Consider the following 12317-nt stretch of genomic DNA (forward strand, 5'->3'; position numbering starts at 1 on the left):
ACAATTTATAGCGATGTGTTTTTATTTGACATGATCCTATGGACTCAGCAGCTCTAAGATCTCTAACACCATTATTGGACGGCATAGACCAATGGGTTGAATTAGCTCCTTTGTTGCCAGTAATAATCTCTCTAGAACTAATATTATCGGCAGATAATGCAATAGCTCTTGCATCAATTACAAGAAGGTTAAAAAGCAAAGAGACACAAAAAATAGCACTGAATATTGGAATACTACTATCACTCGTGCTAAGAGTGATATTGATACTTATGGCACAGGTTGTTTTAAGGCTTTGGCCAATTAAACTTATAGCAAGTATATATTTATTAGGACTTTGCTTTAATAAATTTAGAGAAAGATTTTCTAGCCTAGATAATCATAAAGCCATAGAAGAACAAAATAATAACATATCCCTAATTAAAACTATATTTTTGCTTGCTTTAACAGATTTGGCATTTTCAATTGATAGTGTAGCTGCAGCTGTTGCTATAAGTGATCAGTTTCTTCTTGTTATTTCTGGAGCTATTATAGGTGTAATTGCCCTAAGATTTACATCAGGACTATTCATAAAATGGCTTGATGAGTTTATAAGGCTTGAACTTGCTGGTTATATAGCAGTAGGCTTAATTGGTTTAAAATTACTCATAATATTATTAAGCCCCTCACTTGTTATTCCTGAATGGTTTGTATTTCTTAGCATGATATTATTGTTCATATGGGGTTTCTCAAAACGTAATTATCAATCTAACTATGATTAGTTAAATGATTCTCCAACATTTAGCCCTAATTGTTGGATTAGACTATTTCCTCTAACAGGCTTTTTCCCTTCCAGTTGTGCCTCTGTTATAAGCAAGTATGATTCAGCAGTTGAAACTATAAGTCCAACATCTTTATATAAATAAATTATAGAGCCTGGTTTAGAATCTTTAGGTAATGTGTTAATCATTAAGGGATCCACGAATTTTGAAAAGTAATCTTTAGCTATGTTTAATAGTGGTATCGTCGCCATTATCTTTAGCCTCTTACTTTGAACGAAGGTATATGAATTAGGAAATACCCCCATAACTAATCGATGTATATCAAGTGCGCTAGTGTTCCAATTTATAAGTGAGTCTGACTTACTTAATAATCTTGCATAGGTAGGCTTAATTTGTATATCCTCTTGTAAGGTAAGGTCTAATAATTTTGGAATTCCATATGGTTCAGATTTAGTATTATTTTCTATAATATTAAGGGTCTTAAGTAAAAGATTACTTGAAAGTTTACTAAGTTTATTGGTGAGAACTTGAGCATTATCTAGTAAACCAATATTTATCTCTGATTGAAATAAGACAGGGCCTGTATCTAAACCTTCCTCCATAAACATAATTGCTACACCAGTTGATTTGTCTCCTGAAATTAAACTCCATTGAATTGGACCTGCTCCACGCCATCTTGGCAGCAAAGATGCATGACTATTCCAGCAACCAAAGCGTGGTTGATTCAATACTTCAATTGGTAAGATTTGTCCAAATGCTACAACAATATATATATCTGCTTTTAAGTTGGCTATTTCTTCTTGAATATTTTGTTGTTTTTTTATGTTGTATGGTGAAAAAACCTTTATATTATTCTCCATAGCCTTCTGTTTAACTGGTGAAGCAGTAGTTCTAGAACCTCTATTTCGTCTTTTATCAGGTTGAGTAACTACAGCAATAACTTTATGTTCAGATTGGATAAGAGAATATAGGCTTTCTGCTGCATAATTTGGTGTTCCCCAAAAAATAATTTTCATTCTTCTCCGGTTATTGTTAATCCATCAACCCATATATGAGGTGAAACTCCTTGATGTGTTATCTCTTGTTGCTCTTCTATTTGGATAATTTTATTTAAGACTTCTTTTATATCGCCTGCCACTGTGGCTGCTTCTATAGAAGTTCTTTCGCCTCTATTAACTAACCAACCATCAAACGGTAGTGAAAATGAACCTTGACTAGCCTTTATACCAGAATGTAGTGCATTTAGTCCTTCTATCATAATATATTTTCCTTGATAGCTCTTATTGTTTAATTCAGAATTTAATAAGTCCTTCTCATTACTACTTCCAATGACAAGCCAATCTAATCCCACTGATACTTTTGACCCTATACCAGCATGACCTGTAGGTTCAACACCAAATATCCTAGCTGTAGTTTCAGAATGAATGAAATTCTCTAAAGTACCTCCATTTATTAAACATAAATTTCTAGTTGGAGTACCTTCACCATCAAAACTAGATGAGCTATAATTGGATGGATGTAATGCATTATCGTATATAGATAGGGAGGGTACAGCGATTTGTTTTCCTAATGATTCTTTATGAGATAAACTAGTTCCATCAATTACTGATCTAGCATTAAACATATTACTAAAAGCTCCAATTAAATCAAGGATAGCTTCAGGCTTAAAGCAAATTAAATATTTACCTGTATCAATAGGCTTGTAATTTAAATGATCAATCGTACGTGATGCCGCTTCATTAATACAAGAATCTATTTCAAGATCATCAACACTATAGCTTAACCTTATAGCGCCTGAACTTCGAGGCTTATTAGATTTTTCTTGAGCTCTAGCATATAGATATAGACTAGCTTGACTTGACTTAATATGCCTCATTGCTCCTTCGCTATTAATATATACTCTTTCAAATAATGTCTCACCTATTCCATTATAAGGAACAGTCTGAATTGCTTTGTGTATATTTAATAGCTTTGATTCAGCATCCCTTAGCAATTCTAGTAAATTTTTTATTCCAACAAAATCTTTAACAGGCTTAACAAGTTCAGGCAAAGGTGCCTTACATAAGGGTGAGAAGTTTGGTATCTCATTGGGGTTGCCAAATTGACTAGCTTGATATGCACCCTGAAAAGCTTTACGAAGGCCTATCTCACTAAGATCTGAAGTGCTCGTAGTACCTACGAGTCCTAGCATGTTCCAAACTCGAATTGTTACAGTACTTCTCTGTGATGCTTTTAATTGCTTTGGTTCACCTTTATCAACTTGTACGGATAAATCTTTACTAGTGGTAGCTCCTAAGTCCCATTGTTTAATCGATTTATCTTGAGTTAGATTATTCAGTTGATCTATAAGCCTATTAGAATTAATTAAATTACTTGTGTTATTAAGTGATTGATTCATGGTTAACGACCTCCTATCGTAATTGAATCTACTTTGATATGTGGTTGCCCAACAGTTACATAAATATTTCCACTTATAGACCCGCAGAAACCAGCTGCTAGATCAAGATCATTTGCACACATAGATATTCGTGGCATGATTTCCTTTGCTTCTCCAATTAGTGTCGCTCCTTTTACTGGTTGGTCTAATTTTCCATTTTTAATAAGGTACCCCTCTTCTACAGAAAAGTTGAATTGCCCTGTAGGCCCAACACTTCCTCCGCCCATTGACTTGCAATATAAACCATCATCTACACTTTCTATTAATTGGCCAGGGCTATATATTCCATCTTTTATATAAGTATTTCGCATTCGGCTTGCTGAGGCAAAAGTATGATTTTGTCGCCTCCCACTACCAGTTCGAGGGTGGCCAGTTCTCATTTCTCCTGCTCGGTCGCATAAGAAACCTTTAAGTATTCCTTGTTCTATCAAAACTGTACGCTGGGGCTCCATTCCTTCATCATCTATAGACAAGGATCCAAAAGCTCCTATCGTATTACCTTCGTCAATTGCTGTTACAGCTTCATTGGCTATTTTTTGGTTTATTTGATCCGCAAAGGGACTAGTTCCACGTTCGATTTGTGTAGTTTCTAGCAAATGTCCGCAAGCCTCATGAAAAATAACTCCACCAAATTTGTTTGCTAAAACTACAGGCTTTTGCCCCGCCTTTACATAATCTGCATAAAGCATTTTTTCTGCACTCTCACAAAGATCTTGAGCTGATTTCTCTGAATCCCAATTGCGTAATTCATCAGGGGTTGAAGAACTACCATATCTTCTTCCAATACTTGATCGGTGATCTTTATCAGAAACAAGAAGATTTAAACCAATAGACTGGTGTAGGCGAATATCTTTTGCAAATGTTCCATCACTGGTCGCAATCAAAACCTCCTGCCATGATCTTGAATAAGATGACCGGCGGACTTCTACATGCTTACCATATGTTTTAAGTTGGTTATTTGCTAATAATAAAGTATTACTAGTTTCTTCTAAATTTGGGCACCCTACTAACCATTTAGTTTTATTAGCTCCATAATCCCTGAAATTTGATAATTCTTGAAACTTATGATTATTAATATTAGATGCATCTAGACCAAGCATCCCTAAAGCTTGGGTTAAAGCTTCCTTTAACCCATTTTCAGATAAATCATTTGTACTAACAAATCCATCTCTATTATTCCGAAAAACCCTAATGCCTGCTCCTTTCCCAAATGAAGGGCTGACACTAGTAATGGTATCTTGTTCTGCAAGAATACTTATATTATCTGTATTTTCAAGAAAAATCTCTATTAGATCTGCTCCAGAGGACTTACCTATCCAAAGCAAACTTTCCAGAGAATTCCTCCAAGACAAATTAAATTCATCCGAAGGAAGATTCTTCGATATCGGTTGGATGTTAGTGCTCAAATACTTAGAGGTGATAAAGGGCAGGGAATCAGCTTGATTTAGTGGAGCAATGCTATATTCTATTCTAATATGCCAGTAAGCTAGATATGACAATTTCAATATAATTATGTTAATCGGTAACTAATTGAACACCGACCTAACTCAATAGGTATGTCTATTTTAGATATTAAGAAATAATCAACGAAATTTTTCATTTAATTATTAAGAATAATATTTAATTAGCACCTAGCCACTTTTGTCCATTTAATCGTTGTAAAAGCCTAGAAATTAATAATGCAAGAGTAATTTTTCGTTCATCTATTAAGAATGATTCGAGTACAGTTGGCTCCGCCCCTTCTTCTGCAAGAGCAACTACTTTACTAGATGTGATTTTATTACTACTAAAGCATAACCAGAAACGCCTTCCTTTAGGTAATTGACCTGAAACTATCCAACACATTCCTCCGGTTACTGGCCTATCAGCTTCTTTTAAAAGTAAATTATCAGGAGGGAATCCAATCTTAGTAAGGGCATTATTTAATCCGGGTATAAAATCATGCGTGATAAATTCTTCAAAGGGCTTATCTTCTGGTTTTAGTGGTTTTGGCGGTTTAGAAGAGGTATTTATTTCCTCTATGTTAGATGATCCCATTTTGCGTTATGAGTGGAGGATTGTGGTATTGAGTATATCTATATACTATCTCACAGAATGAATCATAGAATTTTGTTCTCTTTTTTATATTCTAATAATTTAATTATAGAAAAACTCTACCAATCTTCTTCAAGTCCTATGCCCCATTCATCATTATATTGGTTTTTATTTAGGCCTATTTCTTCAAAAGCTTCCTCCTCCTCAATAGTCTCATCTATATCAAATTCATTATGTGTTGAGTAAGAATTTTTATATTCTTCTTTGTAGGTTCTTTTATTGAGAATCTTAAATGGAACAGAGATGGTTGGAATTGGATCACGTATATCACGCTCAGGTTGATAGTCAAGATCATCTCTGGGTGAGAATTCCTCTTCAAATTGGATAAAATCATTTTCTAAAGGTTGATTTTTATTATTAATGTTATGAGATGAAGGAGAATATTTAACTGCTCTTTTTAGCGATAAGGGCTTTGAATTACTTGTAAGTGCAGCTGCTAATGATATTAGAGCACTTGATGAACTTGCTAATGTCATAACTATACCAAGACTTATTGTTGGCGATGTCCAGGTTAGTATTTTTATACGAACATTCTTATTTAAGTTAAATGCAGAAATAGTAACTATAGATATAAGTGGAATAGTGCATAATATTAAAAGTATTTGTTTTCTTAATTTCATTTATTTGGAGCTGACCAACGCTTTAAAGGAGCTAGGTCTTCTCCTAGCAAATCAAATATCCTAATAACAATAAAATCAATCATTTCTTCTAAGTTTTTTGGACTTGTATACCAGGCCGGGACAGGGGGGCAAATAATAGCCCCGGCTTCTGAGACATTTGTCATATTTTTAAGGTGAATTAAGCTCAAAGGTGATTCCCTTGGTACAAGTATTAATGGCCGTCTTTCCTTAAGATGAACATCAGCGGTTCTTTCAATAAGATTGTTAGAAAATCCAGCAGCTATTCTTCCTAAGGTACCCATTGAACAGGGAATTACAATCATTCCTAAAGTTTTAAAGCTGCCGCTTGCTATATTTGCAGAGTGATCACTCCATCTATAACAATTTAGATTTTTTGCATTAATTTTTAGGCGTTCCTCCCAAAAATTTCTTTGAGTTATTGGTTCAAGAGGTACTTTTAAATTATTTTCAGATAAAAAGACTTCGTAGGCTCCTTTGCTCAGTATTAAATTTATACTAAAGCCTTTTTTTAATAGCAATTGTAGGGCTCTTTCTGCTAAAGGCATCGCAGATGCGCCTGTCACTGCTACTACTAGGGGTTTCATCTCTAATCCTCAATAATAGTTTCGCTGATCGATTTATCATCTGAAATTATTGAATTAGGCTCAAGATTGTTATCTGGATCTTCTCCTTCTGTTTCGTAGGCCTCCAGATCTATTTGATTTCTTAAAATATCTATCTTTATAACCTTAACATTAAGTACATCTCCTAGTTGATATATTTTTTTACTTTTTCGACCTACTAAGCGACTTTGACGAGATCTATATTCATACCAATCATCGTTCAGAGAACTTACATGAACAAGGCCTTCAGCCATTGTTGGTTTTATTTCTGCAAAAAATCCGTAGCTTTGAACACCACTAATCACAGCTTCTTTCATCTCACCTATAAAGGGTTCAGCTGATCTAGCCTGAGACATGGAAATAAGTCCATTTCGTAGAGTTTTTGCCTTTTTATGTTGAATATTTAAATAATTAATAATCTTTTCTGAGGTAATATTATTGTGCAATGAAACTAATGTTTCGTTTAATATTGGCCAGTTAATTTCATTTTGACAATTTTTCCTACCTAGTTTTACTGAAGTTTTTATTCTATTTGTTGGGCGTGCTTTACCTTCCTTTAATAAATTAATTAATATATGTTGATTAATAATATCATAGTAATGCAGACCAGGGCAACATATTGGTGCTTGAATGTCTCTCGTAATTAAGGGATTGTTACTTTTACCATCAGGTACAATTGAATCAGTTATATCCTTAAATGTTGGATTAAATGCCACTAATACTGGCATAGGTAAGGCATGGGACAATAACTTATCTAGAACTCTTCTTGATTTATTATTTACAAATGCTTTAGAGAGTTCAGAGGCTGATGGAATTCCCTCTTCGTCTAGCTCAAGTTTTAAATCCAATGCAATTGCTGATTTTGCTACATCAGTTAATGTCCCTGTATCTACATTGTCTGACTGAATTGTAATTCCAGGTAATTTTAAAGCAACAATATGGTTATACCAAGCTCTATTGGCTGCTCTGAGTATAGGGGCTAAGACAGATTGAGGGTCACATTCATTAAATGGTAATTTCCACTGTTCAATTTCTGACTCAGGATTTTGGTTAGATAATTCCTCTAGATTCCCAATTTCTGGAGAAGGCAAATCTAATTCTATAAGTCCACGATTCTTTTCATCATTTAAAATTAACTTGGCACAAAAAATAGTTGTTTGAAGTTGTACTAAATGATCTTTAATTGATTTTAATGCTACTGGAGTAGCTCTAGATTTAGGTTTTCTAGATTGTAAACTTTCTAAATGAAGTTTATTTATAATTGCTACTGGCCTTATTTCACTAAGGTAAAATTCCCAATCATTTATTTCTCCTTGAGCTGTGATATCTAATTCTATTGTTATTGCTTTATTATTGATCCCTGGTTCAAATTTACAAGCCTTTGTTAAATTTTTGCTTAATAATGGATTCCATATCTCTCCAAGGCAATGTGCCTCTGACCTTGTAAATAGCCAATGATCAAGATTATTACCTAAGCTAACTCTTTCTGCTATTGAAGGAATATGTACCCATAATTTAACTCCTCCTGCATTGGGTTCTACATATAAAGCGGGTAGCGGTGGAGAATCATTTCCACCCCAACTCCTAAGTAATAATGAAGGTTGTGATGTTAAATCTCTTCTATTCTTATCGGTAGGATTTTTGATAGTACTCCTAGGGGACAATGTCTCATTTTGTAATCCATTCTTTGTAAGCAGGATATCAATGTCGCCCTTAGAACCACCATCTAATGGAAGTGGCCTTACAACATGTCCGACTGGATCGTATTGAGCAATAGGATATTTATCTATTTCAACTTCAACTAGATTTTCCTTATTACTTTCTTCATAAAAAGTTATATCAGACTCCTTTAATTGAATAGTTGATAATATTCTATCATCAAGAGGTGTTGCAATTAAATTACCTTCTTCTAATTCAAGAATAGAAAGTAAATTTGATGTAGACCTTTCTAAAATGCAATGAACTATACCTTCTGGAGATCTTCTTCTTACAGCTTCTCTAGAAATAGTAACTAAAACTCTATCTCCGTTCCACGCTTGATTTAGAAATTGATCTCTTATATAAATGTCTTCTCCAGCTCCATCTTCCCTCACCGCGAAACAATATCCCTTACTACTACACCGCAGGCGGGCCTCCAAAAATGAACTGTTAGCTACTCTTAAGAGTCCTTCATCTGACTTTTGGATAATACCAAGCTTAGTAAAGGCTTGAACGGCTATCTCTAACTTTTGCCGATCATTCTTTTTTGATAATTTTAAAATTTTCTCAATTTTCTTCTGCTCCTGTGCTTTCTCTACACTTAGTTGTTCCAGAAGTTTTGCTGACGAGAACATAATAAGAAGATTAGAAGTGGGCTAATAATTAGGAATTTAATTAGTAAGTTGTTCTATTAGGAAGTCTGCAGTGGTAGGGATCCTTTACTCTCACCGTTGAAAAAATATTTCTCTGGTGGTATTTAAAGATGATCCTCGGTTTTTTTTGTAAGGGGCCAGAGCAACTTGGCACCTATTAGTAGGAATCCTAAAGCGGCAAGTGTTTTTAAAATATCACTTGGAATCATTGCTGCAATAGAACTTCCAGCTACTACACCAAAGAAGCTAGCAAGAACAAGTGCGCATGATGAGCCTAAAAGGACTGCTAGAGGCCTATTAGAGGAACCACTGATGGCAACAGTTGCTAATTGAGTTTTATCTCCTAGTTCAGCCAAGAAGACAGTTGTGAAAGTCGTTAGGAAAAGAGTAAACATTTAGGAATAACGAAGGTTTTGATATATAGACACAATGGACTGAGAAGAAATTAATAGGCCAATACCAACCATTAACAAACCAGCAATATAGTTAAATCGTTCAGCAGGCATAACTCTTGATAACCATCTACCTAGTAGAACACCAACTACGCTAGAGCATATCAATGCCAAGGCTGCTCCAATAAATACTATTAATGGCTTACCTGACTGAGCCGTTAATAATAATGTAGCTATCTGCGTTTTGTCACCTAATTCCGCCAAGAAAACAGTAGTAAATGTTGTTATAAAGACACGTGTAAACCCTTTTTGTTCATTGGTTTTTGGTTCTTGTATCAATTTCTTATTCATTGTAAAGTACCTCTTATTTTTTTCTAATTTCTGTTTCAAATCTTTTTAAAACGGCACTATCTTTGCCATATATATGATTAATTTGATCTCGACAGCAATTAATTGCGAATAATTCGACTTGATTTTGCTCTATATTAAAAATATTAGAAATATTAGATACTCTGCAAAAGTCGGGCCTTTCATCATAAATATTACAGTTGCATGAATCCACATTATAGTTGACACACCATCCATTTTTATCTACAAGAGAAAAATATTTTTTTGTTTGCTCTTGATCAAGAAATCTAAGTGCTTCTAGCCTTTCCTCCGGTGACAATCGACAACAAGCACCGCAATTGTTGATGCATTTCCAGTGGAGCATGGATGTTCGGATCATTTAAAGCTGTGACAACGCGTCACAGCGTTGGCTTAAGAATGGACTTTAGGACGGTCTTTCTCTTATTGTGTAATACAGGTAATCAAACCTAATTCGATTCTACGTCGTCTCAAACACACAAACATGGGCAACCTCATACCACTTGCAGCTGTCGTCCTTGCAGGACCAGCAATAATCGCTCTCATCTTCTATAGAAGGTAAGCTGATTTAAACTCTTTTAATTGAAGGACGACCCATGCCTAGAGGATGGAATTATAGTCATGGGATTTTTTAATATAATTTAATTAGGGGTAATTTAAACCCTTTTCGAGAACTTATAATAATTAAATAATACAATTATCTAGTTATATAACAATGATTAACTAACTATTCCTAGAGCTACCTTTGCTTCTTCAATTAAGGACTTAACATACGAGTTGCCTATTAAATCCTTATTAGTAATCAAATCATATGGCGAATTTAACAAAAAAACAAGTTCTTCATTTGTCTCATTAGATAAAACGACTTCCTTATTGTGTCTTATAAAGCATTTATAGATTCGATCCTTTCGTTTAATAGAAATAATTTCATTGAATTCTCTAATAGATCGAATCTCTAGTTGAAAAGATTTCTTACCCTGCCATTCGTTAATAGAAATATGATATGCAATATCAATATACTGAGGCAATTTGATATTCTTTGGAGCTCGCCAATAAATAGATTCTAGTTGAAATTTATCCTGTGATATTAGAAGCTTAAGATGACCTCCTCGTAACTCTTGAAAATTAATAACTTCACATTTTCTCGACCAGAATAAAGGTTTAGTATGACCAACGCCGAATGGCTCTAGTTTTTTTATATGTTCCCACAACTCGATATTTATATCTGAAAGTTTTATATTTGCATCAGGTGTACAACTGAGAAACTTACCTGTGCTTTTATACCATTTATCTGCAATAATATTAAATTGTTCATGCAACCTTGAAATATTTTCTGGTCTTACAGTAAAACCTCCAGCAGCTGGATGACCTCCAAAACTTTCGAGAAAGGATGAGGTTTCTTCTAGGGCATTACTTACATTAAAACCACGAGGGGCCCTAACAGAAGCTCTGAAATTTCCATCTTTATTTCTTGCAAGAAGAGCTGTAGGCCTATTATATTTTTCAACAAGACGTGAGGCTACTATTCCTACTATTCCTTGATGCCAATGTGATTGTGCAATTAAAATAAAAGGAGATAATGCCCCCTCTTCTGCTTCTATAAGTGCTGTAGCCTCTAACTCCACACCATTACTCAATTCTCTACGCTGTTTATTAATATCATCACATTTCTTTGCCATTTCCATAGCTTTTAAAACATCATCCTCAAGAAAAAGATCTAGAATAAGTTCAGGATCTCCAATACGACCAACAGCATTAATTCTAGGTGCTATTTGAAAACTGATGGTCTCAGATTCAATAACATGATTTTTAATTCCACATAACTTATAAAGAGCTTTTAAACCTAGACAATTAGTTCTATGTATATTTTTTAGTCCGTGTTTTAAAATATATCTATTGGAGCCTGTTAAAGGAGCCATATCAGCGATTGTACCAATACAAAAAAGATCGATTAGATCATCCTGAATAGATGATTCAATAAGAGAGTTATCTATACTAGAGGCCAATATATATGCTAAACCAACTCCTGCTAAATTCTTATAAGGCGAATCTAATGGTGTTGTACTAGGATGGATTAAAGCTAGTACAGAAGGTACGCCATTTGTTATTTGATGATGATCAGTAAGTATAATATCTATATTTAAGTCATTTGCTAGATGAATAGCTTCAAAGGCATTTACACCATTATCTACGGTAATAATTAAGGTAATTCCTTTAGAGTGTAATTCCTCTATCATTCTAATATTAAGGCCATATCCATCATCTATACGGCTAGGTATGGCAGCTATAGCTTGGCAATGAGTTTTAAGAAATACTTTTAATAGTAAGGCTGTGCTAGTCATACCATCTGCATCATAATCTCCACAAATGGCTATTTTCTCCTTATTTTTTATAGCTGACTCAATTCTTTCCTTTGCCAAATAAAGTTCTGGATATTGATCCATGGGATTTGGTAAAGGATGCGGATTTAAAATATCTTGTACTTTGCTAATATCATCAAACCCACGTCTGACTAGAATTGCTTTTAAAAATTCTGGAAGGTCTAATTCTGAAAAAACACCTTCAGGCAATGGTCTGGGAAGTGTCCAGGCTTGGTATCCTATATTTGAAAATGAACAAGCCATACTGTTCTTATATGTTTTAACAATAGTGCATCTTTTCATTATAAATTAAATC

At 34.2% G+C, this 12317-nt stretch carries 13 protein-coding genes; 2 read left to right on the top strand and 11 right to left on the bottom strand.

The window, feature by feature from the left end; all coding sequences use genetic code 11:
• Window positions 1–38 precede the first annotated feature (38 nt).
• Window positions 39–758, top strand: coding sequence for a TerC family protein (locus tag SOI82_RS01780; RefSeq protein ID WP_320667681.1), 720 nt, complete (start codon window positions 39–41; stop codon window positions 756–758).
• On the opposite strand, the gene fmt is transcribed toward SOI82_RS01780, so the two are convergent.
• The 10 genes from fmt to SOI82_RS01830 form a co-directional block, all read right to left on the bottom strand.
• On the bottom strand, window positions 755–1774 hold the full coding sequence (gene fmt / locus SOI82_RS01785; protein ID WP_320667682.1) for a methionyl-tRNA formyltransferase: 1020 nt from the start codon (window positions 1772–1774) through the stop codon (window positions 755–757). The genes SOI82_RS01780 and fmt overlap by 4 nt on opposite strands.
• A complete protein-coding gene (locus SOI82_RS01790; RefSeq protein ID WP_320667683.1) occupies window positions 1771–3156 on the bottom strand; it encodes a TldD/PmbA family protein in 1386 nt (461 codons plus the stop codon). Before SOI82_RS01790 ends, fmt begins: the two co-directional genes overlap by 4 nt.
• Before the next feature lie 2 nt (window positions 3157–3158).
• Window positions 3159–4601, bottom strand: a complete 1443-nt coding sequence (locus tag SOI82_RS01795; protein ID WP_414153519.1) for a TldD/PmbA family protein — start codon at window positions 4599–4601, stop codon at window positions 3159–3161.
• A gap of 214 nt (window positions 4602–4815) precedes the next feature.
• Window positions 4816–5232 (bottom strand): DUF2996 domain-containing protein, encoded by a 417-nt coding sequence (locus tag SOI82_RS01800; protein ID WP_320667684.1) that lies wholly within the window; start codon window positions 5230–5232, stop codon window positions 4816–4818.
• A 116-nt stretch (window positions 5233–5348) separates the two neighbouring features.
• The gene (locus SOI82_RS01805; protein WP_320667685.1) at window positions 5349–5909 is read right to left on the bottom strand and encodes a hypothetical protein; all 561 of its coding nucleotides are present in this window, start codon (window positions 5907–5909) and stop codon (window positions 5349–5351) included.
• Window positions 5906–6514, bottom strand: coding sequence for a flavin prenyltransferase UbiX (locus tag SOI82_RS01810; RefSeq protein WP_320667686.1), 609 nt, complete (start codon window positions 6512–6514; stop codon window positions 5906–5908). The genes SOI82_RS01805 and SOI82_RS01810 overlap by 4 nt, the downstream gene beginning before the upstream one ends.
• A 2-nt stretch (window positions 6515–6516) precedes the next feature.
• Window positions 6517–8865: an RNB domain-containing ribonuclease gene (locus tag SOI82_RS01815; protein ID WP_320667687.1), complete on the bottom strand. Its 2349-nt coding sequence runs from the start codon at window positions 8863–8865 to the stop codon at window positions 6517–6519.
• A 122-nt stretch (window positions 8866–8987) separates the two neighbouring features.
• Complete coding sequence (locus SOI82_RS01820) at window positions 8988–9278, bottom strand: TMEM165/GDT1 family protein (RefSeq protein ID WP_320667688.1); 291 nt, start codon at window positions 9276–9278, stop codon at window positions 8988–8990.
• On the bottom strand, window positions 9279–9626 hold the full coding sequence (locus tag SOI82_RS01825) for a TMEM165/GDT1 family protein (protein WP_320667689.1): 348 nt from the start codon (window positions 9624–9626) through the stop codon (window positions 9279–9281).
• A gap of 13 nt (window positions 9627–9639) precedes the next feature.
• Window positions 9640–10002: a YkgJ family cysteine cluster protein gene (locus SOI82_RS01830; RefSeq protein ID WP_320667690.1), complete on the bottom strand. Its 363-nt coding sequence runs from the start codon at window positions 10000–10002 to the stop codon at window positions 9640–9642.
• 123 nt (window positions 10003–10125) lie between these two features.
• On the opposite strand from SOI82_RS01830, the gene psb30 reads away from it, so the two are divergent.
• A complete protein-coding gene (gene psb30, locus SOI82_RS10520; protein ID WP_414153536.1) occupies window positions 10126–10203 on the top strand; it encodes a photosystem II reaction center protein Ycf12/Psb30 in 78 nt (25 codons plus the stop codon).
• A gap of 157 nt (window positions 10204–10360) precedes the next feature.
• Here the strand turns inward: psb30 and recJ are convergent, their stop codons facing one another.
• A complete protein-coding gene (gene recJ / locus SOI82_RS01835; protein ID WP_320667691.1) occupies window positions 10361–12265 on the bottom strand; it encodes a single-stranded-DNA-specific exonuclease RecJ in 1905 nt (634 codons plus the stop codon).
• Window positions 12266–12317: the final 52 nt, after the last annotated feature.

The sequence above is a fragment of the Prochlorococcus sp. MIT 1307 genome, assembly GCF_034092395.1.
GTDB lineage: Bacteria > Cyanobacteriota > Cyanobacteriia > PCC-6307 > Cyanobiaceae > AG-363-K07.

Excerpts from the sequence above, each read along its gene's own strand:
- SOI82_RS01780 (WP_320667681.1), top strand. The coding sequence starts at position 39 with ATGGACTCAGCAGCTCTAAGATCTCTAACACCATTATTGGACGGCATA.
- fmt (WP_320667682.1), bottom strand. The coding sequence starts at position 1,774 with ATGAAAATTATTTTTTGGGGAACACCAAATTATGCAGCAGAAAGCCTA.
- SOI82_RS01790 (WP_320667683.1), bottom strand. The coding sequence starts at position 3,156 with ATGAATCAATCACTTAATAACACAAGTAATTTAATTAATTCTAATAGG.
- SOI82_RS01800 (WP_320667684.1), bottom strand. The coding sequence starts at position 5,232 with ATGGGATCATCTAACATAGAGGAAATAAATACCTCTTCTAAACCGCCA.
- SOI82_RS01805 (WP_320667685.1), bottom strand. The coding sequence starts at position 5,909 with ATGAAATTAAGAAAACAAATACTTTTAATATTATGCACTATTCCACTT.
- SOI82_RS01810 (WP_320667686.1), bottom strand. The coding sequence starts at position 6,514 with ATGAAACCCCTAGTAGTAGCAGTGACAGGCGCATCTGCGATGCCTTTA.
- SOI82_RS01815 (WP_320667687.1), bottom strand. The coding sequence starts at position 8,865 with ATGTTCTCGTCAGCAAAACTTCTGGAACAACTAAGTGTAGAGAAAGCA.
- SOI82_RS01820 (WP_320667688.1), bottom strand. The coding sequence starts at position 9,278 with ATGTTTACTCTTTTCCTAACGACTTTCACAACTGTCTTCTTGGCTGAA.
- SOI82_RS01825 (WP_320667689.1), bottom strand. The coding sequence starts at position 9,626 with ATGAATAAGAAATTGATACAAGAACCAAAAACCAATGAACAAAAAGGG.
- SOI82_RS01830 (WP_320667690.1), bottom strand. The coding sequence starts at position 10,002 with ATGATCCGAACATCCATGCTCCACTGGAAATGCATCAACAATTGCGGT.
- psb30 (WP_414153536.1), top strand. The coding sequence starts at position 10,126 with ATGGGCAACCTCATACCACTTGCAGCTGTCGTCCTTGCAGGACCAGCA.
- recJ (WP_320667691.1), bottom strand. The coding sequence starts at position 12,265 with ATGGCTTGTTCATTTTCAAATATAGGATACCAAGCCTGGACACTTCCC.